Genomic DNA, 22,617 nt, shown 5'->3' with positions numbered 1-22,617 from the left:
CCCAGGAATCTAGATATTATTGCTATAAATTCTCCTAATTAACTTTAGGTAAACCTTCACTGATTCCATAATATCATTGATTTGTATATACTCATCGGGTCCATGAGCCGCAGCAATATCTCCAGGTCCATATGTTAATGCATCTATGCCACCTTTCTGGAAGTATCGAGTATCCACAGGCACTCTCGAGATTTTTATTTGAGGATTAACCTTGAGAGTTTCACTAATGGCATTGATTAACCCTGTAAGCAATAATGAGTTATTGTTTATTGCAGGTTCTATCTTATTTATTACGTAGACATCTATTGTGGACTTTACATAACTGTGAAACATATTGATTAAACTCACTATTTCATTAAATGCCTGGTCAATGTCTTCATTGGGTAATATTCTTCTATCAATTGAGAATTGAAAATAACTAGGCACAATATTACGCGCATCACCACCTCTAACAAGACCTCCTAATACTACAGACGCTGATTCATTCATGAATTGTCTATCCTCAATTCTAGGCTTCAACCTAGTGATTAATGAATAGGCCATAGTGATGCCATCCTCAAAGGCGTTAATGCCATACCATGGTTGCGAGGCATGACTCGGCAACCCCCTAACAACAATATCTAGCTGTAGTATGCCCATACTGCCAATCCATATGGTATTGAGGCCAGTTGGTTCAGTCACAATGGCATAGTCAGGCTTACGAATTTGATTAATGAGATAACCAACACCTGTTAAACCACCAATTTCTTCATCCGGTGTAAAAGAGAATTCCACACAACCACGAAAGTCTCTCAGCTCACTAAGTTGCTTTGCAAGTAATACCAATGCTGTAACACCGCCCTTGTCATCTGAGGCTCCTCTACCATAAACCCTACCATTAATGATAACGGGCTTGAAGGGTTCCGTAACAAGCCATCCACCTCCTCCGGAAACTACATCATAGTGTGCATTAAAGTGAATTCTTTTGTCCCTGGTATTACATAGTTCGGCCAATAATATGTACCTAGGGTGATCTGCATATTCAGGATAGTGCTCCTTAACAATTGACTTTGGTACTTCGATTATTTTCGTGTTTACTCCATAATTCGTTAATAATCCATCTAAATAGGTAACTAGGTCCAGGTAATTCTCGCCTGGTGGTGTTACTGTTTTCACTCTAATTAAATCCATTAGTATACTTGATACATGATCCACTAATTCACTCATCTTCACTTAATTCATTATATATTGCTAATAATTCCTTACCAACAATGCTTGGCGAATGTCTCTGGGCGACGATTGCCTTAGCCCTTGCACCAAGTTCTATTACATATTCTGGCGAACTTACTAGTTCCTTAATACTATCAAGGAAGCATTTAATGTCATTGACCTCGCAAAGTATACCGCCATCGCTCACGACCTCTGGAATTGAATCCACATTAGACGCAACCACGGGTATGCCCATACTCATTGCCTCAAGCGCCGTGAATCCATAGGCCTCACCCCTAGTTGGGAAAAGGAGTATGTCGAACTCAGCCATCAACTTAAGTAATTCATTCCTTCTCATTGGATTATAATATTCAATTCCACTTATCTTCCTCGGACTTTTACCGATATAAACCTTCCTAATGTGCCTTGGTAATTTTGACATAATATCCTCAGCAATATCACCACCCTTCCTATGGTACTCAACACCTATAAACCCAATCGTTATTTTATTATCAATCTTCCTAAAGCTTGTTTTCATTGGCGGTGGCACAACTCTAACGTACCTAAATCCCTCCTCCTCAAGTCCCTCCCTACTCCATTGGGTCCAAGTCACTATTATAACGTTGTCCCTATTGAACAAGTACCTAAAGGTCCTTATTGCGAGCCTATATAGGACACTCCTTCTCGACTTACCTATGTACTTCTCAAATAGGTTAAATATTGGTTGGTCAATCTCCTGAATCCAGGGTGTGTGCGGTATGAATAGGTTTAGGAAGAAGGCATGTGTTAAACCCTTAAGCTTGAGGGAGTATATGGGCTCTATGAGGGTTTTAAGAAACCATTTAGTTGTTGTGTCCTTAGTTATGTAGAAGTCATTAAAGGATGGGGATAAACCAACGGGTTCATCAATTGCCCTATAATTAACACCAGGTGGTGGATTTTCAAGCCTTAACTTAATTCCCGTCCTTAATTCTCCAGATACTCTGTTTTTACTTACGATAATGTTTACAATCATATAAGCAAGCTGTTACTAAAGTGATTCATTAATAAATATTAGTTCTTTCGTTGGAATTGAACGTCTTATTAATAGTTTCGAAGTAACTCTCTGGATCGCCAACACTTAGCCAGGAATTATCATTGAGTAATAATCCGTAAACCTCACCACCACTATTAATAATGCCTTCAATGCCATATGTCAGCTCAAGTTCTCTATTCGTATTAATCAATCTAAGGCTATCAAATATCTTCCTGTTAAATATATAGGCAGCAGTTATGGCAATGTTCGACTTAGGATTACTTGGTTTCTCCTCCACATTTAATACCCTAACCAACCTATAACCATTGTATGATCCCTCATCCCTGACAATAGCAATGCCATACCTACTTGGATTACTAACTCTCCTGAGGAATAGTAATGCATCGGGCCTTAACTCGTCATATAACTTAACACCTTCTGAGTATCCATCGGTTAGGATCCCATCGTCAGCATGTACAAAGAATGGTTCTGAGCTCACGAAATCCTCAGCCTTAAGCACAGCATCACCAAAGCCAAGGGGTTTTTCTTGAAATGTAAATGATATTTGAACCCTTAGGGAATCCGTAAATACCTTATCCATTAAATAATCAATTAGTGGTCTACCGTTCCTACCAATAATAATTATGAACTTAGTGACACCAATCTCCTGCAAACGCGCTATTATTAGGTCAATAATTGGAACAAGCATTGGTGTCTCATTCCTGCGTATTAACGGCAATAATGCCTTTGGCATTATCAATGTCATACTCCTCATTCTAGTGCCCAACCCAGCGGCAGTAATAACTGCCTTGCTAATCATCAACACGCTAGTGTTATGGCATTAATATATAAGTATTTCATATTCGATATCAAAGGTAATCAAGCAACGAACCCCTCCTCCTCGTATATCCCTGCTTACCACCCTCCCTATCTCTCTCTATTATTGTTGGCTTAACGACCTTACCATCCTTAATTAGCCTCCTAGCCTGCTCAATTATTGAATGCGCAAGCCTATCACCAAAGCCCCTAATAATACTTATAGCCTTTGGATCTGCATTTGCAATATCAGCAATGTCCTTAAAACCAGCGTCATAAAGCGCCCTAGCCCTAGTCCTACCAACGCCTTCAAGGTTTATCACAAGCTCTATTAATTCCTCCTTAACACCATAGATCAGCCTCCACCTAAGTACATTCAGCCTCTCCTCATGCTTCCTCATGCCGATGGCACCGGCAAGTCTTGTCACAGCACTGGCTAACCAATTCATTAAATCACTATATACCCTCAAATCGCCAGGGCCAACATCATAATTCTTATACAACTCATCCTCAGAGACCTCATTGGCCCAGTCAAGGAGCATTACGGCTGTCTTAATTGTGGATAGGTAATCCTCGATTTCCTCATCCTCAAACTCACCATTCTCAATTTCATCCCTAGTAATTGATGGCTTAATCAATAGATAATCCCAATTATCTAAAACAAGTTCTATATAATCGTCAAACTCATTTCTCCTAACCCGTAATTTCGGAACCTCAGGTGATTGAATAATTAAATGTGTATAGCCTAAGTCATTGGTCTCATTCCTAGACCTAAGTCCACGAATATATACATTCGCAGTATACGGATCCAGGTAAAGCGTGTTCAATAATGAGCCTAAGGCAGTTGCCGCCACATCATTGTTTCTCCTTTCAAGAAATCCTGATTCAACCAAGAAGTTTAGTACATCATCAATCTTCCTCCTCAATAAATCTCTGAGGAATTCATTCCTATGGAAGCCACCTTGAATGTAGCCTAGAGTTGATGATATAAACCTCATCACATCATCAATATTCAATGCATAGCCACTGGCTATTGCTGAGAGTATGTGCGTTGCTAGATTCTTATCAGTGAGAAACTTGGACTTTACATCCTCAACCCTGGCATTTATGTAATTTCTAATTAGGTAATCAACCTCATCCTCGCTCCTGGCAATTAGTATTGCCTCACCATATGGATCAAGCCCAGGCCTACCGGCCCTACCAGCCATCTGCTTATACTCCATGATAGGGAGCTCCTCCATTCCAAAGCCAGGTTCATATCTCCTATACTCATGAATAATCACCCTTCTAGCTGGTAAATTAACGCCTGCGGCTAACGTAGTTGTTGCAACCACGGCCTTAATTAACCTGTCCCTAAAGGAGTTCTCCACGATGGATCTTACATCCATGTCTAAACCTGCGTGATGAAAGGCAACACCGCATCTAACAATCTTCGCTAACTCTTCACCGAGCAATTTAGACTGTGAGGTCTCAAGGATTGCATTGGATACTTTCATTAATTCTCTCGGTTCTATTATTTTCACGTTGTAATTACATATGTAATGAGCAATTTGTTGAGATAGCTTCACGGTATTCGACCTGGAGCTCGTGAAGACAAGCGTCTGACCACCATTAAATATTGTATCCATTACTAACGATAATACTGGATTCTCTAGGTCTTTAATGGGTTCCCTGGAACCATCTGCGTAGTAGATAACCCCATCATAATAAACCCCCTCCCTAAGCTTGACTGGTCTCCAGTCAGAAACAACAAGTTCAGCGTCAAGATACTTGGCTATCTCCTCGGCATTACCCACAGTTGCTGATAAAGCCAGCAATTGCATACTAAGTCCCAGGGATTTTACCTTAGCAATTATTGACTCAATAGTCGGCCCCCTCTTATCATCATCAATGTAATGAATCTCATCAATTATTAAAATACCCACCTGCTTAAGCCAATCAACCTTATGTCTCAATAAACTATCAAGCTTCTCGTAGGTTGTTACGACAATATCGTAATTCATAAGCCATGCATCCTCCTTATCATACTCACCCGTTGTAACGGCAATCCTAACACCAAGCTTCTCATAAATCCTCAAGTCCCTGGCCTTCTCATAGGCCAGTGCCCTCAATGGAACAACTAATACAGCCTTAACTCCCCTGGTGAGTACTGCATTTATCATTGCTAATTCAGCTATTAATGTCTTCCCAGTAGCCGTACTAGTGCACATTACGAGATTTCTTCCATCGAATAAGCCCTTACGTACAGCTTCCTCCTGAGGTGGATAAAGCTCCTGGATACCTCTTTCCTTGATTATGAAGTCCCTTAACACGTCTGGTAGTGGTAAGTCGCCAACACGCAACTTAATCAACCAATTCATTAACTCACAGCAGAATTAATAAAGAGTTTAAAGCCGTATTATACACATAATTCATGGGCCTCAATATCGATATCCCAGATATTGGGCCAGTCATTACCGAACCTATCAATAAGATAAGGCCTTGCATAATCAGGCCATGAACCATCGAGTAAGTAATTAACGACGGCCATAGCCAATGCTGGACCAACCTCAGCCCCATAACCATTAAAACCACCAATCAATAATAAATTATTTGAACCAACAACACCCACCACAGGCCTCATGTCAGGAGTACTCTCGCAAAAACCAAACCTGGATCCAATAAGTAGTGCATTACCCAATCTTGCTCTAACCTTATTCTTTATCTCATTAAGGAATTCACGGTCAACACTTCCTTCCTTGCCTGGCTCGGTAACTCGGGAATTACCATCACCACTAACCATAACAGAAAGCCCTAATGCACCTAGTGCATTGTTGATTATGGAACCGAGGGGTCTTATGTAAATTTCAAGCACATAGTCATAGACAATAATGTCAATTCTCCTACTAAGAAATGCAGCTGCCTGACACTTATAAGGTAATAATGGAATTCTTAGATTGGCATTCCTGGCAATTATGGAATTCCAGGCACCAGCGGTAATGATAAAATAATCGCCATGCAGTATTTCACTATTTACTAGAGCCTTAACGCCATCATCACTAAGCTTAATTCTGGCTATACCATTGATGTATTTAATTCCATTAGTATTACGAACATATTTCATTAATAATGGGAAATTAACGAAATTATCACCATTTGTACTAAGTATATAAACCTCCTTCTCATTAATTTCCTTAATTCCGTAATCACGAACATCACTTATTATGCGCGTGTTCACACCAACGTTATGCCACATGTTCATTAATCTCGACGTATCATCATAACATGTATTCGGTATTATCGTTACGGAATCCATAGGCCTTAACACGTTAATCCCAATCTCTCTCGATAATTCTCTATAGACATCCTCACTAATCCTCGCCAACCTAATATCCTCAGATATCCTCAAGAGTTTCGAATGGATGAGCGGAAACCTTGGCCTTTGAAAACCTGAATTAATCAAAGTGGCATTAACACCCCTTGCTGTAAGTAAGTATGCTAATACTGTCCCCAAAACACCCCCACCAATTATTACCGCATCCATGCAGGGGCCTAAAGTATGGAGTAGGTATTAAGCATTTAGGCCTTCACAGGGTATTTCATGAACTCCAATGTTACTTGGCCGCGTAACAATCAATAAATGATCCCTTAATCCATATGCCCCTAGCATTTTGTCTATGTTGTCCTTAGGTGGTTCGTGGTCAAATAATCCAAAAATCGATGGACCAGCGCCAGCAAGGGCAACGCCAATGGCACCAGCCTTGAGTAGAGTCTCCTTAGCAGCATTGTAATGTGGGTAAAACTTAGCCCTTATGGGTTCGACAATTGTATCGCCCATTAATGCCTTACTCAATATTTCCTTATTACCGGAAATAAATGAGTAGATGAACATTGATACGTAGGCAGAATTATTCTTAAGGCTGCCCATGTCTATTGTGCTAGGCAATAACCTACGCATTTCTTTGGTGCTGGGCTTATTACCGGCTATGATTATTGAAAGCCAGTATTTATTAGGTACATCAATCCTAACAAAGTCTCCAGTCACTGGATTAATGATGACTAAGCCGCCTAATAGGGATGCAGCCACATTATCCATATGTGGAGTGCCAGCCGCGGCAGTCTCACCTAGCGCCGCAATCCTAATTAGGGACTTGGTATCAAGGTTCGTATTGAGCAATTTATTTAGGGCGTAGGCCACTGCAGCAGCGTCAGCGCCACTACTTCCTAAACCACTGGCTGGCCTAATGCCTTTCTTAACTATGATGCGCACACTAAAGTTAATGCCCGTAATTCTCCTAAACTCCTCAATGACTGGATATAAAGTCGTGGATTTATAATCACTAGGCAAGTAATGAGAGTAATTACCAATAAATTCTATGTAATCGTCTCCCTGGTTTAGCCTTACGTAAACATCATCATAAGGCTCTGCAATGGCTAGTGATAATACATCGAATCCAGGTCCTAAATTAGCTATAGAGGCTGGGCTCCTAATACATATTGGCATCGGCAATAAATATAGTGTCTATTTATAACTTTAATCATCATTACTCACTGATTATAATGGAATTATATATCATGAATTTTGAGATAAGAAAATACATATTACTTATCGACTTAAATCTTTGGCATAGCCCATGGAAATACAAACGCATATAATGATATTATAAATATTAGATAGAATACATACATTATCGCCCAAGGCAAATTCCTCCTAACTATTATACCCTCCTTCCTAACGTATGGTGTAGTTGATACACCAACACTGACGGTTTGAGGAGCAACAGGCTTCCCTAACTCAGAACCTACTGAGTTCGCAGCTGGTAATAATGGTGCAGGTAAACCTAGCAACTTACCAACAGCGGCTTGTAACGCGCCAAATAACGTATTGCTAGCAGTGTTACTACCAGATAGGGCAGCACCTATGAAGCCTAAAAAGGGTGATATAATAACAAAGATGAGTCCGACAAGAGAACTTGCATATGCCAATGAGTATGCCATACCTGAATAATTAAATACATATGCCAATCCAACCACGAAAAACCCAGTTAATATTGCACCCCACATCTGATGCCACATTCTCTTTAGTGACTCTACGAACACCTTAGGGCTCGCACCAAGTATAGCCCATATTATTAACCATGATACGAATATTGACGTACCAGCAACAAAGGGATTCACCTCAAAAGCCACAGCAACTACCTTATGAAGTACTGTTGAGTATGCCTTTACGGACCAGGTAGTTATTATGAAATGAGGCAGTGGTGACCAGGGGCCGGTCCATAATGTAACAACGATTATCAATATAATGAAAGGTAACCACGCCATAACAACATCCTTTGTCGTAAACTTCCTTTGCTGCCCTGAACCATTTGTTGACTGCGATCCAAACGTTATTATTCGTCTCGGTCTCCATACCCTAAGGAATGCTAATAGTATAAAGAATGATATCAATGAGCCAGCAATGTCTGGTAAGTATGGGCCTAGGTAATTAGATACTGGAAATTGTCCAGTAATATAACCCAACCCACCAATTAATGCAACTGGCCATGCATCTTTCAAGCCCCTAACTCCATCCACAATAATCAATAATATAAATGGTACAAAAACAGCTAAAAGAGCTACAACCCTACCTACTGCTGCTGACATGGCCATTAATGGAATACCAGTAACAAGGGAAAGTGCAATTACTGGTGTACCAAGGGCACCGAATGATACGGGAGCGTTATTCGCTAATGCGGACGTCTGTATTGCCCTAATCCAGTCATAACCAAGTGCAACTAGTAATGGTGAAACAATTGCCCAGGGGTATCCAAACCCCACAAGTCCCTCCATGAGTGCGCCAAAGGACCAAGCTAGCAATATTGCTTGAACCCTCGCATCACTTGTTGCATTAGCCACAACCCAATCCCTAAATACGTCAAACTTCCCTGTCAAGGCTAGCGTGTTGTATATTGTGACGCCCCAAATGGTTATCCATGTTATGTACCAGAACCCAACTAATGCGCCAATGATCCAAGCCTCGATAGTCTCTACTGGAGGGCTGTGCCAAAGGGGTATTGCCACTAATATAGTTACTATAGAACCAATTAGTGTAGCGAGCCAGGCGGACATCCTTAAACCAGCTAATAATATTAATAGTACTATTATGGGTATTAAAGCCGCCAACGCCGTTAATGCTATATTGCCCGTCGGATTTAAGGGTTGAGTAAACATACTATATATTAATATTTGTTTATAATTTTAAACATTATCATTATGGATAAGCATTTTATATTTGTATAATGTAAAAAATACTATGTATATTTTATTTTTAACTATTTAAATTATGTTTGTAAAATTACACGTTAATACTGAACTCTATTTATAATATTTCATACCCTGGATTTCCACCAGATATATATGACATATCAAGTAGCTCTGTTGGATATAGTAATTTGACAGCCAGGTTATTGTCCCTAATGATGTTTGCCCAATGCGCCTTACAGGTCACGCTCTCTAATATTAATGCCTCAGGTTTATGTCGCATTAGATCCTCAAGCTTCTGCCTAGTTATTTCACGGGCAATGTCTGGATGTCTATCTGGGTACATCATACCTGCACCGCAGCAAATATCGGCTGTATCTAAGCCTTTGATTTCGAGACCTGGTATCTTACTAACCACCCTAAGTACTGCGTCATGAACCTTAACTACATTCATTAGGTGACAACTATGTTGTATTGATACTCTCATCTTAACTGGGCCGAGTTCGCCAATTAGTCCAACCTTGTCAAGTAACTGTAATGTATTCATTACCTTCTGTCTAAGGTTCAGGTTCATATTGAGTAACTTCTCATACTCAAGCCATTGGGCCTGGCAACCACCTGAGTCTGGAACCACGACATAGTCTATTCCATAAGTCTTCTCATACCTATTCAATACATCAACGTTGTGTTTTGCGAGCTCAAGAGCCTTATTGAACATTCCCATGTGCATGTATGGTGCACCACAGCACTTAAATTCCCTGGGCACAACAACCTCAAAGCCATTCCAAGTAAGCACTCTGATGGTTGCATAAACCAAGTGGGTGTGTGATTGCCAAGCAACGCATGATTCAGTCACGAATAACAGTACCCTACCCCTATTAATTTTGTCTTTTGGTACCTTAAACACCCTACCAAGCGTATCATTGAGTTTTTCCTCATTTCTTGACCTGGCAAAGCCCTTCATATGCCTTGGTATTCCAGGCAATGAGCTTGACACCGATAATGCTAACTTTATTATTGTTGGGTTCTCAATAAGCTGGAACCCAGTTCTAATGTGCCATGGGTATCCGTAGTTCGTTAATTTACTGCCTAAATATGCATACGCCGCATCAATTACCTTACTATATTGAACACCAGATGGGCATGCAGTTTCGCATCTTCTACATATTACGCAGGCATCGAGATGCTTAAGCAGGGTTTCAGTGGGTTGTAACTTACCCGTTAGCAATGCCTTGACTAGGTATATCCTACCCCTCGGGCTATCTGCTTCATTCCATGTAGCCCTGTAGGTTGGGCATGTTGGTAGGCAAAAACCACAGTGTACACACTTATAGGTCTCATTAAGTCCCTCCTCAATAATCCTCTTATACAAGTCATTACTCATCATAGACCACCCACAAACCTACCTGGATTCATTATACCTGCTGGGTCAAAGACAGATTTCATTTTTGACATAATATCAATATTCTGACCAATGCCCCAGACATCAATGCCACGCTTAATATCAACAGGTGCCTTCAAAATTACCAGGTAACCACCCAAGTCATTAATTCTCTCCCTAGCGGCATTTAGGGTGTTAATATCAATACTATTAATGCCAAGATAAGCCTCACCAATCATGGGCATCTTAACCAAGTAATCACTTGGTAACTCCTTCACAGCATTCTCTAATTTGGCCTGCGGGGTTATTACCTTAAGCACAACACTATAGTTAAATATTTCATTAATTGATGTTAATCTATACCATAATCCATCGGCCTCATTACCATAGAAAACCTCAATTTTTGAAACTTCACCCAACTTACTTAGACGATACTCAACCTCCTCCCTAATACCCTCAAACCTAAGATACATAGTGCCATTAATTATGATGACTCCATAGGGCTTTAACCTCCTGGTGATCAATAAGCCAAGTTCCTTATCTACCTTGGCTACTGCTATTACATCAGGAATTGCCGCTATTCTCGACATAACCTCATAAATAATGCCTAGAGAGCCGCAGGAACCTATGAAAAGTCTCTTTATGTTATAGCCAGCAACATCCTTAATCATTCCAGTGCCCCATCTAACAATGGTACCATCAGGCATTACGGCCCTAACCCTAAGTGTTATATCCCTTGTTGTCATGAAGATGTATGTCAGAGGACCAAATAGATTACATGAGAATATACCACCGATGCTTGAGTAGTTCGACAAAGGTGGATCAATTGGTAACCTTCTACCCACTCTCTTAAGCGCTTCCTGAGTCTCATTAAATGATGCACTAACTCCGTAAGTACCAACCATCTCCTCAGGATCTGGCTCTATAACCTTATGTACACGGCTTAAGTCAAGCGCGACATCATACGACTTAGGTACATTCCCCATGAAAACCTTCGACCCATTAACAATGGGTATTACACTCAATTTCTCTCTACTCACATTCTTCATTATTACACTTAGTTCATTAATGTCCCTTGGATATAGCACGACCTTAGGTGATAGCCCGTCAATTATGTACTTATTCGTTGGTTCCCTAACTGAATCATTACTAACCTCCCTCTCAATATTCCTAAGTGCTATTTCCAGGGTCATTCAATCACCCAGGAAAGATTTTCCCAGGGTTCATAATACCCAATGGATCGAAGACGGACTTTATGTTCTTCATTACATTCAATTCATAATCAGTATAAAGCAAACCAATTAGGTGCTTCTTATAATACCCAACTCCATGCTCACCAGTTATTGTACCACCAATCTCAACACACATCCTAAGTATCTCATCCTCAGCCTGCAAAGCTCTCTCCCTCTCACCAGGCTTTCTCTCATCATACAGTATGAGTGGGTGTAGGTTGCCATCGCCAGCATGGAATACATTGGCTATCCTAAAACCGTATTTACTACCAACTTCCTTGATCCTATGTAACGCCTCAGGTAACTTCTTCCTAGGTATTGTACCATCACCAGTAATGTAGTTAGGGCCTACGAAGCCCATGGCGCCAAAGGCCTGCTTCCTGGCACTCCACCACTTATTAGCCTCAGCTCTATCCCTGGCGAGTTTAACCATGTATGCGCCGGATGACTTAAGTATTTCAATTATCCTATTAGCCTCAGCGCTTGTTCCAGGTTCTGAACCCTCAACATCAATGAGTAATATGGCCTCTGCATCAGTGGGTAATCCACCGCCCCATGGACCAGCCTCAATGGCATTGACGGCAATCTTATCCATGAACTCCAGGGCTACTGGTCTAATGCCGGTACTTATTATTCTGGAAACTGCTGTTCCTGCATCCTCAATTGAATTAAATGCGGCTAGTATGGTCTTTACGGACTCATAATTACTAACAATCCTTAAAACGGCCTCGGTGACTATGGCCATCGTGCCTTCAGAACCACTTATAATGCCAACAATGTCATAACCGGGATTCTCAATAACCTTACCACCAAAGAACCTAATCTCACCGTTGGGAAGTACGACCTTTAATCCACGCACATTATTCACAGTAACACCATACTTAAAGCACTTAACACCACCCGCATTATGGCTGATATTACCGCCTATCGTAGCCACCCTCTGACTACCTGGATCGGCCGGGAAGTAATAACCAAGATCTATTGGATACTGATAATTAAACTTAGCCAAGGCGTCACTGACCCATAGATTAATGACACCGGCCTCCGCAGTGGCCGTCTCATTCTCAATATCCAACTCAAGGACCCTATTCATCCTCGCTAGGGAAACAACAATACCACCCTCAATGGGCAGAGCACCGCCACTAAGGCTTGTGCCTGATCCACGACCAACAATCGGTATTCTATTCTCCCAAGCAACTCTGACGACCTTAGCAACCTCCTCAGTGGACCTAGGAAAAACAACCACATCAGGTTTGGCCGTGTATACAAATGAACCATCAGCCTCATAAACCGTAAGCTCAACCTCATCAGTAATAATATTACTCTCACCAACAATTCTCTTCAATTCATTAATAATGCCCTCGGTTATTCCCATACATGCATATATGCATAAATATTAATAAGTATTGCTTAAACGATATTTTATCTATAACCAATATAATAAAAGATTATTCTATATATTTCAGAATAATATGAAAAATATTAATTTTTAATAAAAAATTTAAACCTATATACAATTATGCCTTCCTAGGAGGTCTTGGTATTTTCCAGAGTAGTGGTATAGCCAATAGTGCGGCTATTATTCCAAAGAGACCTGAGATCACCATCGTATTTATCCAACCTAAGGATGTTATCATTATTGCCGTCAAAACACCACCATAAATAGCACCACTACCCTTAGCTATGGCGTAAAGCAACCCATAGTTATTTCCTGACGCTACCTCGCCGTAGAAGTAACCAATGGATGCCGGATTGACGGTATATATTGACGCCCAAGTCAAGATAGCAAGAGCAACTGATGTAACAAAGCCAATTTCATTATGTATAGTACCAAACAGTACACTTAATAACGTGAATATACCTGATAAGGCGTAAAATAGGATTAATGTCTTAATAACACCAATAGCATCAGAAACAACGCCGGTTATGAACTTACCTAAACCTGCCATTATTGATGAACCAAGCGATGCAGCCACAGCGATGATCAAGGCAAAGTGGAAGTAGAGCCCGTACTGAACGGCCTTAGATACTATAGTTAACCCCTCAGAAGCCACTAGGAGGAATGTAATGACCAATATCCAGAATTGCCAAGTTCTCACTGTCTCAGAGAATGTAAATTGGTAATCGGTTGCACGTATTAGCTTTGACCTTGATGACTGTGGATTATACGTGGACGGTTTCCAACCTTTTGGTGGGTCTCTTCTCATGAGGAAGGCCGAGATCAATATTATTACGAAGGAGGTTATTGCAAGCCCTAGCATTATTGATTTAAACACGGCTATGGGCTGAGTCCTGGGTAAAATGCCAATTAGTAGTATTATTGGTATTGATCCCCAGCTAAAGCCAGCTGATATGGTGCCAGCCACGGTAGCTCTATGATCAGGGAACCACTTATTGGCCACGGTAACGCTATTATTATAAACAATACCAGCACCAATACCACCGATCACGGCATAAACCCACATTAACAGGGCTGGTGAGCCAAAGATTGCCGCAAAGTAACCAATGCCAACCAGAAATGCAGCAATTAATTGAAGAAGCCAAGGTCCATACCTATCTCTAACGAATCCCGCTGGCCAGCCGAACACGGATTCAAGGAACACGTTTACTGTAAATACTGTACCAAGGAACACAGCACTGATATGGAAGAATTGAGTAACATCATGCGAGAAAGCGCTAAAGGCATACTCATAGGGACTAATCATGAACATTGCCAGGAATGCACCAACAAAGGCAAACCACCTGCTAAAACCAAGTATTTGCTTGTCCGTTAATTTTGACTCCCCACCCATACATTAGATAGAATTATTCATAATTATTAAAATCTTGCTAAGATAATATTTTTATAAAATTCGTAATAATTAGAAAATCTATCATAAATTATGACATGTTATCATTGATTAATTTTTGTTAAATTGGATGTTTTTCTGAAAAAGTATAAAAGATTTAAAAATAATTATAAATAATGATAATTAAATAGACAATAGATTAAGAATGAATATATAAGTAGAATTTTAAGAAAATAACTACCTATTTACTGAGCCTTTGTTGTCTCTGGATATGGTAATTCCTTAGTTAATGGCAATAGCCCAGGTATTAACCACTTCTCCCACATCTCATCAACCTTCCTCTGTATGTACTCAATATCCTCATCAGTAAGGTGCTTAAACCTCGTCTGCCTCCTTATGTACTCCTTAACAGGTTTTCTCTTAATCTCGCCGCTGGCTATCCTAGCGCTTGTGCTTGTTAGCCTGAACTTGCCATTCTCTATCTCGAAGAGCGGCCATAGACCTGTCTCCACCGCCAACTTACCTATTTCATGGCTGTACTTGGGATCGTAGCCCCAACCCTTCGGGCATGGATCTAGAGTATGTATGAATGTTGGTCCACCAATCTCTAGAGCCTTCCTCACCTTATTGTATAGGTCTATTGGATCCGCTGCCATTGCCGTGGCTACATACTTAACCTCTGGGTGTCCAACAGCCATCATGGCAGCCATGTTCTTCTTCCACCTATACTTCATTATCCTGATCTGCTTACCACTTGGGCTGAAGGTTGTCAGTGCTCCAAACGGTGTCATTGTTGTTTCTTGAATATCAGTGTTGGCGCTGGATTCATTATCATACATGAGTATTAGGAAGTTATACTTCGTGTGTGTTAATGCGTTAGATACCTCAGATAGGCCTGCATCTGCACAGCCTAGGTCACCACATATGCCAATTACGTTTATCTTCTCGTTTGGTAGTTTACCCTTTTCCATAAGTGCCTTCAATGCTGCTGCAGTACCAACAGCAGCCGACCCAGTGCCAGATAATTGAGTGTGTATCCAAGGTAACGCCCAGGCCGTTGTATAGTATGTAGTATTCGCTACATACATACAGCCTGTTGCGCCAATGACTATAGTATTAGGCCCAGCAGCCTTGGCAACCCATCTAAGCACCATTGCAGATTCACAGCCTTGGCAAGTCCTATGGCCAGCATCAAAGTACTCAGTCTGAGCCATCTGTACTAGGTCCTTGACTGTTCGGGCGAGCTTAATTGAAATTGTCACACTCAATCACCCCCTTCACTCCTTATAAATTTTTCTTCTTTTCCCATTTTACTCTCTAACCCCATACCAAATCACCCTCTGCTCAACCTTACCTTTTCTAGCTGCATTCAAAGCCATATTGAACATATTAATCGCATCATTATAGGTAATCTCCCTACCGCCAAGTCCACCAATGAAATTCATCATTAATGGCCTATGCTCCGCCTCATACAACGCACTCCTTATTTCAGTAAATACTGCACCACCATCAAAAGGCGAACCAAATGAGTAATCCCTATCCACAACAGCCACAACCTTAACACCACTCAGGTAACGTATGATGTCCTCGGTTGGGAATGGTCTAAACCACCTAATCCTGAGAAAGCCAACCTTCTCACCCTTGGCCCTCAATCTCCTCACAGCCTCCTTAATTGGTTTAGAAACAGTGCCCATACCAACCATGACCACGTCGGCATCCTCAACCATATAAGTCTCAATAAATGGGTTACCATAATCCCTACCGAAGATCTTCGCGAAGTCCCTATAGGCCTCCTCAATAACCTTCCTCGCATTCTTCATGGCCTCATCCATCTGCTTCCTAAGCTCTGTAACCCAGTCCTCATTGACCTGTGGTGCCACACTGATCACGTTGCTTGGGTGTAACTTCCTGTTGCCCAAATCGTAGGGTGGTAGGAACTTCTGGACCTTAGACTTAGGCGGTATCTTAAATGCATGCTCGCTATGCGTTAGGAATGCGCCATCCATTGATATACCCACTGGAAGCATGACACTTGGATCCTCAGCAACCCTATAGGCTATTAATGTGGTGTCCAGAGCCTCCTGGGCGGTGTCAACCCATGTCAATAACCAGCCTACGTCCCTAACCATCAATGCATCATTATGCTCTACACCATATGCTCCTGGATCATCAAGCGCCCTATTACCTATTAATGCGACCACTGGGTACCTATCCGTGCTAATGGCCACTATGGCCTCAATAGCCAGTAACCAACCAACACCACTACTGCCAACAAAAGTCCTTGCGCCAACGGCAGATGCGTGCTTAACGATCTCGAACTGGTCATGTTCATGGGCAGCCACTATGTACTCGGCCTTCATATAACCATCAGCTATTAACCTAGCCACCGTCTGCATGACACCGCCGTAAGGCCTTATTGGGTATGCCGATGTTACATCAATATCAGCAAGCATTAGTGCGTAGGCCACCGCATCAGTGCCAGTACCAACAACCTCTACCTCCTCATCTCCCTTAAGCACTGCATCAAGACGTTTAGATTCAAGTGCTGAAACTGACATGCCTCCTCACCTCTTTCTCACACTTATTATTTGTGCCTTTGGTAATAATGACTCAAACCACTTTCTATAGGCCTCCCTACCTTCCTTCCAGGCCTTGTACTCATCAATGAACTTTCCATAACCATCCTCAAACTCCATCTCATCAACCATTATTATTGTGTCTGGTACGGGACAAACCTCAGCGCATATACCGCAACCCTTACAGTAGGCGAGGACCGGGTTAAAGTAACCATCTGGTGTAACGTCAAATACAGAGTCAGGACAGTACTCCCAACACAAACTGCACTTTATGCACTTATCGAAGTTAATAACCGGCCTATAATGCTTAGCAGTACCACCCGTGAAGTATGGGTTTCTTTGATTTGGTCTTAATCCAGGTATTGCGCCGCCAATCATCATGTCCTTCCAACCAGGTAGGTGCGGTGGCTCATACTTATACGGCAAGCCCTCACCTGGTTTAACTTCCCTCAACTTAACAAGTGATTGATAGGCCTCTAAGGCTCTGCTAATCCTTTCGTTGGGCTTATCAAGATTCTCCAGGTATTTCTTTACATCATTAAGGCTCAGCACATTTGGTAAAACCTTAGCTATTGCGCCAAGGATTCTTTCAACCGTGCCGTCATCTGGGAATGTCCAGAAATCACCGATACTTCTTTCCCCATAAACAACGACAAGAGTATACGGAGAGTCCCTAGTTGGTATAAACTTGATTAATTCATCAGGACTCCTCTTAGAAACCACTATCAATAATCCACCAGCCCTCAACTTCAAATGCACTGGCTGAATTCCCTGCCAGGCCCAGGACTCAACACCCTTGAGTATTGAATCATCAAGTACTATCGAAACATCCACATAATCAGGCTCAACCCTAGCGGCCTCGGCATCCAAAACCTCCTCACTGGCACCCTTAGCAATAACTACAAAGTACTTCGCAGGTGAACCATCTCTTTCAGGATCATCACCATACCTTTGATAGGATAAAGCCACGCTACCAGCTATTCTAGCCGCATAGGCAATTCCCCTTGCTAAGTTTCTTGCCAAGTGCCTCTGGTGTATGCCTCTATAAATTATCTCTATCGTGTATATACTGGGGACTTGAACAGACATTCTAACCAAGTGGCAATAATATCGCACTTTAAAAGTAGTGCCTTCCTAGGTATATTAAAAACAACACACTCGATACGTGTTTTACGACAACTCTGGTTTATAAACAATGATATATAGTATTTATAGTTTTACGTAATCAATTGATCAATCCTCTCCCTAATCCTTGCAAGCGCCTCTATGTTCTCCCTAAAATCATCCATTAAATTATTCACAAAATTCTCATCAACCTCCTCAGGCCTAGACAACGCCTCCTTAACCATCTCCTCAAGGGTAGCGCATCTCCTAAAAACATAATACATAGCGTTAATATCTGCATCACTTAGGTTCAGTATACCAATCTCCATTGCCTTTGAAATTACACTCCAGCCCCAATCACCCACAGTTTCCTCCTCGTTTATCTCAACATTCATATCCTTAAGCCTAGCAAGTACCTTCTCCACTGTGAGATTTACGGCGTTTTTAAGACCCGTAATTATCATGTTTAATCTATCGATCATACATCAGGATTGCGCACATGCTTTATTAAAGCATTCTGATAAGTCCTTAGTGAATTGATTCATTAAGGCAACTGAAGCTAGCCATAGATTGTGAGGAGGTCAGACAAGGACTCTCTTCACATAACCTGGCTTCGGCATGTATATGTCGCCAGACTTAAGCAGCATGTTTATTGCCTTATCCACTGCCTGCCTATCGAGCCCAGCTGACTCAGCCTCCCTGTACAGGTCCTCAATTCTCACGGGCTTACCACCGCTGGAATCCTCAAGCTGGGCCAGTAGGTTCATTATTAATGCCATCCTCTCCTGGGTTGACTTGGGCTTGCCTGTCATTATAATATCAATGTCAATCTTCCCAGACTCAACATCAATACCAACACTGCTCAGGTACTTCATGAAGAGTCTAATTGCTCTATCCGCATCCTCAACCTCAACCACAGGGCTAAGCCTCATTTTGGCCTCGGCCTCGGCCAACCTAATCAAGGCCTCTAGTTGCCTAGCGGTTATCGCTATTGGTGAGTCTGGTTCCCTGGACTTAGCCCTCATCTGTACGTAGAATTGTACGACTCGGTCCCTAGCCTCATGCGTTAGTACTGGCTTAACGTGCTTACGGGCATAGGCTATGTACTTCCTAAGTAGATCGGGTGGTATTATATCAGTAAAGCCCTCAGGAACCTCACCCGCATGTAGTGTGGTTATATGCTCAGCAATTGCCTTATCCCTATCGAGATTTGGTTCATCCCTAATGATGAATATTAAGTCGAACCTTGACAACAAAGTGACCGGCAAATCCACATTCTCAGCCACAGTCCTATTGGGTAAATACCTACCGAAGGCTGGATTAGCTGCGGCTAAGACGCTGCACCTGGCATTTAGTGTGGCTACAATACCTGCCTTGGCTATAGAGACTGTTTGTTGTTCAAGAGCTTCATGAATGGCAACCCTATCCTTCGCATCCATCTTATCAATCTCATCAATAACAGCCACACCCGTGTCCGCAAGAACCAATGCGCCAGCCTCTAGGTAAAACTCGCCTGTGTCTTTTTCACGTACGACAGCTGCCGTCAAACCCGCCGCCGAACTACCCTTACCAGTTGTGTATACCGCCCTGGGCGCTATCTTAGTGACGAACCTAAGTAATTGCGTCTTAGCCATACCTGGATCACCAACAAGCAGTATGTGTATGTCACCCCTAACCCTAATACCGTCCGGGTAAATCTTAGGTACACCACTAAAGAGTAGGCATGCTATTGCCTCCTTAATGTCCTCCATGCCGTATATTGAAGGCGCTATTGACCTGATTATCCTCTCCCTAACATCGGGCATTTTTGAAAGCTCCAGTATCTTCTTCTCATCCTCAGGCGTGATCTCAATCTCCACCAACTCCCTCTGCTGACTCTCCACGTAATTAACCTCCATGAAACTTGAGACAACGGGTGGCTTACCCTTCCTCAGGTCAGCTAGGTCGAGATTCATGATACCCACTAGGTAAACCCTATCACCAGGCTTTACTGTGTCTACTAGGTCGTCAAGCAATATTGCCTCAATACTCCTCGGCAACTGACCCGGCGGCAATTCCTCGGGCTTCTCTTGAACAATCACCTTCTGCCAATCAATGAATTCACTCCTTTCCTCAACAAATACCATACTATTAAATGCACCACACTTGGGGCAACGCTTCGGCGGTTGAACAAAGCCTGAGGTTGGTTGTGGGATCTCAATCTCATAACCACACTGTGAACACCTAAACACGGACTTCCTGAGATAGTGCCTAGGCGGTGTCTGCCTAGTTATTATGCCCTCAACCATTATAAACTTACTCAAGACCTCACTCCTCAACCTCCTAATGGGCAGTGACTCAGGGAGTCTCCTAAACCTCATGTAGAAATTCCTAACGGACTTAGCCAGCTCAGGATCCCTCTCAGTTATCGCCTGCCTAACAGCCTCAGAACCAGCCTGGATAATTAATTGAGGTCTCTCGAGAAGCATATCCGCTAAATCCTTACTACTGATTAATAAGTCATGAAAGTCAACGACTAGGGACCTCTTTCTCTGTATAATCATGTTATTAATCTCATCAACATACCTATCACTAGACTCAATGAAGCCTCTAAGCCCCTGAATTAAGTCATCCAGACTAACTTCAGTGGTCTCTTGAGTTGTCATTGTAAACCCACCACTGCATTCAGGAAGTCCTTAATTATTGGCGCAATGGATTTTACAACCTCCTCTTCCTCAATAGTCAACTTATCCAGGAAGTCCCTTGAATCAGCAATGCCGGGGTTAACGGCCAATAATGTGAGTATCTTCCTAAGTCTCAACTGGGCGAGCTCCCTTAACTGCTGTGCATAAACCCTAACGCTCTTCTGGTCACCACTAACCATACTTAACCTAGCCCTAACATAGAAGTCCCTAGGTAACTCCCTCAACTCACTCGGAGCCCTATTCTCAAGCCAAACCCTCTTAAGAATCTCCTCACTACCAATCCTATCCTCATCAAGCAACGAAGCAACGCCACGCTTAATTAGGACTTCAAGCACATTGGGTGGCGCGTTAATGACTGAACCGGACTTAGCAGGGGCTATGCTGATTAGTCCAAGGTCAACACCATCCACATCCCGCGTCAAGACAGCCCTAACACTAGGCATTAAGTACGAAAACCCCATCAATAGTAATTACCACAAACCAATTAAAAAGGCACTACAGGAAAAGGATAAGTAATATTGATGAAATCCTAAGGCGCAAAATCACGGCAACACTCATCCATAACCTCCTCAATAACCCTCTCAACCTCCTCAACACTAATGGGCATACCCAACCTAATCGTAGTCCTACCCTTCCCAGCAGAGACAACCTTATCACCATCCCTAATCATATCCATGACAACACATTAAATCACTAAAATTAAGCCCTTGCATAACATACAACCTAACCCAATCGCTGGGACTTAGTAACATCCATGTAATCAATCTCAACAACATCCTTAGGACTAGCACCAAGAGACTTACTCAAGTGGTTAAGTACGTCCAGGGCATAATCAGCACTGGCACCATAATCAGAAAAGGCAGAGAGAGGAAGACCAGAATGCGTAACAATCCTAACCTCAGTCTCAGAACCACGCTCAATAACCAAGACCATACAGGAGAGATAATGATTAATTCTAAAGAAGAACTTCTGACCAAAGGCGACCGCAACCCTAGGCCTCGTGTTCAAAACCGTGAAATAAATACTTGACGCAGAATCGTAACTCCTAACAACATCGATAACGGTCTCGAAATTAGCAGGAAACACGGCCTTAACACCATGAGCCAAAACCCTGCCACTCATTAAATCAAGGAAAACAAATAACCATTTAAAGGTGATGTATCACATCTAGATCCTACAATAGTAATTTACTACACCTCTCTCCTCGAGATCATTGAGAGCATTATTGATGGCTTGATTAAGAGATGACTTATTATTAGTATATCCATACCCAGAAAGAAACCTCTCTAGAGATGGGACGATGCAAACAAATTGAAAACACGCATCTCCATCTTTATAAACCAGGGTACAGCTATAAATCGTAAGGGGACCAATACCTCTCCAACGCATAGTGGGTTTATATAAAGGAAATTTAGTCTTATCATTAATAATCCCTTCGATTAAAGACTTCAATTTACTAAATTCCTTAGTTGTATCATCAGAACCAGAACTACGCAGAACCAACACCCTGACATAAGATCCCCAAACACTACGCAACTTACTAACGAGGGCTCTAACATTACAATCAAGCCCATCCTTACCACCCTCAACAATAACAGGCACGTAAGGAA

20 protein-coding genes are annotated in these 22,617 nt (G+C 42.0%); all 20 read right to left on the bottom strand.

The features are described from left to right. Positions 1–9 precede the first annotated feature (9 nt). Positions 10–1,206, bottom strand: coding sequence for a M20 family metallopeptidase (locus tag VMUT_RS06265; protein ID WP_013604577.1), 1,197 nt, complete (start codon positions 1,204–1,206; stop codon positions 10–12). Next, a complete protein-coding gene (locus VMUT_RS06260; RefSeq protein ID WP_013604576.1) occupies positions 1,199–2,203 on the bottom strand; it encodes a glycosyltransferase family 4 protein in 1,005 nt (334 codons plus the stop codon). The genes VMUT_RS06265 and VMUT_RS06260 overlap by 8 nt, the downstream gene beginning before the upstream one ends. Before the next feature lie 28 nt (positions 2,204–2,231). Next, entirely contained in the window at positions 2,232–3,023 is a 792-nt protein-coding gene (locus VMUT_RS06255) for a nucleotidyltransferase family protein (protein ID WP_013604575.1), read from the bottom strand. Between the two features lie 49 nt (positions 3,024–3,072). Next, positions 3,073–5,379, bottom strand: a complete 2,307-nt coding sequence (locus VMUT_RS06250; protein ID WP_013604574.1) for a DEAD/DEAH box helicase — start codon at positions 5,377–5,379, stop codon at positions 3,073–3,075. A 38-nt stretch (positions 5,380–5,417) separates the two neighbouring features. Next, complete coding sequence (locus VMUT_RS06245) at positions 5,418–6,542, bottom strand: NAD(P)/FAD-dependent oxidoreductase (protein WP_013604573.1); 1,125 nt, start codon at positions 6,540–6,542, stop codon at positions 5,418–5,420. Between the two features lie 27 nt (positions 6,543–6,569). After that, positions 6,570–7,502 carry a homoserine kinase gene (locus VMUT_RS06240; protein WP_013604572.1) on the bottom strand — a complete coding sequence of 311 codons (933 nt, stop codon included), beginning with the start codon at positions 7,500–7,502 and terminating at the stop codon, positions 6,570–6,572. A gap of 110 nt (positions 7,503–7,612) precedes the next feature. After that, positions 7,613–9,211, bottom strand: coding sequence for an L-lactate permease (locus VMUT_RS06235; RefSeq protein WP_013604571.1), 1,599 nt, complete (start codon positions 9,209–9,211; stop codon positions 7,613–7,615). A 148-nt stretch (positions 9,212–9,359) separates the two neighbouring features. Continuing rightward, positions 9,360–10,625 (bottom strand): (Fe-S)-binding protein, encoded by a 1,266-nt coding sequence (locus VMUT_RS06230; protein WP_237699614.1) that lies wholly within the window; start codon positions 10,623–10,625, stop codon positions 9,360–9,362. Then, a complete protein-coding gene (locus VMUT_RS06225) occupies positions 10,625–11,815 on the bottom strand; it encodes an FAD-binding oxidoreductase (protein WP_013604569.1) in 1,191 nt (396 codons plus the stop codon). Before VMUT_RS06225 ends, VMUT_RS06230 begins: the two co-directional genes overlap by 1 nt. Before the next feature lie 4 nt (positions 11,816–11,819). Beyond that, a complete protein-coding gene (locus VMUT_RS06220; protein ID WP_013604568.1) occupies positions 11,820–13,229 on the bottom strand; it encodes an FAD-binding oxidoreductase in 1,410 nt (469 codons plus the stop codon). A gap of 142 nt (positions 13,230–13,371) precedes the next feature. Further along, positions 13,372–14,646, bottom strand: a complete 1,275-nt coding sequence (locus tag VMUT_RS06215) for an MFS transporter (protein ID WP_013604567.1) — start codon at positions 14,644–14,646, stop codon at positions 13,372–13,374. A 242-nt stretch (positions 14,647–14,888) separates the two neighbouring features. After that, positions 14,889–15,857 carry a thiamine pyrophosphate-dependent enzyme gene (locus VMUT_RS06210; protein WP_013604566.1) on the bottom strand — a complete coding sequence of 323 codons (969 nt, stop codon included), beginning with the start codon at positions 15,855–15,857 and terminating at the stop codon, positions 14,889–14,891. Positions 15,858–15,953: 96 nt separating this feature from the next. Continuing rightward, complete coding sequence (locus VMUT_RS06205) at positions 15,954–17,201, bottom strand: pyruvate ferredoxin oxidoreductase (RefSeq protein ID WP_013604565.1); 1,248 nt, start codon at positions 17,199–17,201, stop codon at positions 15,954–15,956. 6 nt (positions 17,202–17,207) lie between these two features. After that, complete coding sequence (locus tag VMUT_RS06200; protein WP_013604564.1) at positions 17,208–18,308, bottom strand: 4Fe-4S dicluster-binding protein; 1,101 nt, start codon at positions 18,306–18,308, stop codon at positions 17,208–17,210. Positions 18,309–18,436: 128 nt separating this feature from the next. Further along, positions 18,437–18,805 (bottom strand): hypothetical protein, encoded by a 369-nt coding sequence (locus VMUT_RS06195; RefSeq protein WP_013604563.1) that lies wholly within the window; start codon positions 18,803–18,805, stop codon positions 18,437–18,439. Positions 18,806–18,904: 99 nt separating this feature from the next. Beyond that, the gene (gene mcm, locus VMUT_RS06190) at positions 18,905–20,968 is read right to left on the bottom strand and encodes a minichromosome maintenance protein MCM (RefSeq protein ID WP_013604562.1); all 2,064 of its coding nucleotides are present in this window, start codon (positions 20,966–20,968) and stop codon (positions 18,905–18,907) included. Further along, positions 20,965–21,468, bottom strand: coding sequence for a DNA replication complex GINS family protein (locus VMUT_RS06185; protein ID WP_013604561.1), 504 nt, complete (start codon positions 21,466–21,468; stop codon positions 20,965–20,967). Before VMUT_RS06185 ends, mcm begins: the two co-directional genes overlap by 4 nt. A gap of 68 nt (positions 21,469–21,536) precedes the next feature. Next, a complete protein-coding gene (locus VMUT_RS12805) occupies positions 21,537–21,683 on the bottom strand; it encodes a hypothetical protein (RefSeq protein ID WP_158304795.1) in 147 nt (48 codons plus the stop codon). 47 nt (positions 21,684–21,730) lie between these two features. Further along, on the bottom strand, positions 21,731–22,129 hold the full coding sequence (locus VMUT_RS06180) for a hypothetical protein (protein ID WP_013604560.1): 399 nt from the start codon (positions 22,127–22,129) through the stop codon (positions 21,731–21,733). 45 nt (positions 22,130–22,174) lie between these two features. After that, a complete protein-coding gene (locus tag VMUT_RS06175; protein WP_013604559.1) occupies positions 22,175–22,609 on the bottom strand; it encodes a hypothetical protein in 435 nt (144 codons plus the stop codon). Between the last annotated feature and the right edge of the window lie 8 nt (positions 22,610–22,617).

Source organism: Vulcanisaeta moutnovskia 768-28 (assembly GCF_000190315.1).
Taxonomy (GTDB): Archaea; Thermoproteota; Thermoprotei; order Thermoproteales; family Thermocladiaceae; genus Vulcanisaeta; species Vulcanisaeta moutnovskia.
The sequence above is the reverse complement of the archived record's forward strand: the minus strand, read 5'-3'. Positions and strand labels throughout refer to the sequence as shown.

Bases quoted from the DNA above. Each gene is read 5' to 3' on its own strand.
- VMUT_RS06265 (WP_013604577.1), bottom strand. From the start codon at position 1,206: ATGAGTGAATTAGTGGATCATGTATCAAGTATACTAATGGATTTAATT.
- VMUT_RS06260 (WP_013604576.1), bottom strand. From the start codon at position 2,203: ATGATTGTAAACATTATCGTAAGTAAAAACAGAGTATCTGGAGAATTA.
- VMUT_RS06255 (WP_013604575.1), bottom strand. From the start codon at position 3,023: ATGATTAGCAAGGCAGTTATTACTGCCGCTGGGTTGGGCACTAGAATG.
- VMUT_RS06250 (WP_013604574.1), bottom strand. From the start codon at position 5,379: ATGAATTGGTTGATTAAGTTGCGTGTTGGCGACTTACCACTACCAGAC.
- VMUT_RS06245 (WP_013604573.1), bottom strand. From the start codon at position 6,542: ATGGATGCGGTAATAATTGGTGGGGGTGTTTTGGGGACAGTATTAGCA.
- VMUT_RS06240 (WP_013604572.1), bottom strand. From the start codon at position 7,502: ATGCCAATATGTATTAGGAGCCCAGCCTCTATAGCTAATTTAGGACCT.
- VMUT_RS06235 (WP_013604571.1), bottom strand. From the start codon at position 9,211: ATGTTTACTCAACCCTTAAATCCGACGGGCAATATAGCATTAACGGCG.
- VMUT_RS06230 (WP_237699614.1), bottom strand. From the start codon at position 10,625: ATGAGTAATGACTTGTATAAGAGGATTATTGAGGAGGGACTTAATGAG.
- VMUT_RS06225 (WP_013604569.1), bottom strand. From the start codon at position 11,815: ATGACCCTGGAAATAGCACTTAGGAATATTGAGAGGGAGGTTAGTAAT.
- VMUT_RS06220 (WP_013604568.1), bottom strand. From the start codon at position 13,229: ATGGGAATAACCGAGGGCATTATTAATGAATTGAAGAGAATTGTTGGT.
- VMUT_RS06215 (WP_013604567.1), bottom strand. From the start codon at position 14,646: ATGGGTGGGGAGTCAAAATTAACGGACAAGCAAATACTTGGTTTTAGC.
- VMUT_RS06210 (WP_013604566.1), bottom strand. From the start codon at position 15,857: ATGGCTCAGACTGAGTACTTTGATGCTGGCCATAGGACTTGCCAAGGC.
- VMUT_RS06205 (WP_013604565.1), bottom strand. From the start codon at position 17,201: ATGTCAGTTTCAGCACTTGAATCTAAACGTCTTGATGCAGTGCTTAAG.
- VMUT_RS06200 (WP_013604564.1), bottom strand. From the start codon at position 18,308: ATGTCTGTTCAAGTCCCCAGTATATACACGATAGAGATAATTTATAGA.
- VMUT_RS06195 (WP_013604563.1), bottom strand. From the start codon at position 18,805: ATGATCGATAGATTAAACATGATAATTACGGGTCTTAAAAACGCCGTA.
- mcm (WP_013604562.1), bottom strand. From the start codon at position 20,968: ATGACAACTCAAGAGACCACTGAAGTTAGTCTGGATGACTTAATTCAG.
- VMUT_RS06185 (WP_013604561.1), bottom strand. From the start codon at position 21,468: ATGGGGTTTTCGTACTTAATGCCTAGTGTTAGGGCTGTCTTGACGCGG.
- VMUT_RS12805 (WP_158304795.1), bottom strand. From the start codon at position 21,683: ATGGATATGATTAGGGATGGTGATAAGGTTGTCTCTGCTGGGAAGGGT.
- VMUT_RS06180 (WP_013604560.1), bottom strand. From the start codon at position 22,129: ATGAGTGGCAGGGTTTTGGCTCATGGTGTTAAGGCCGTGTTTCCTGCT.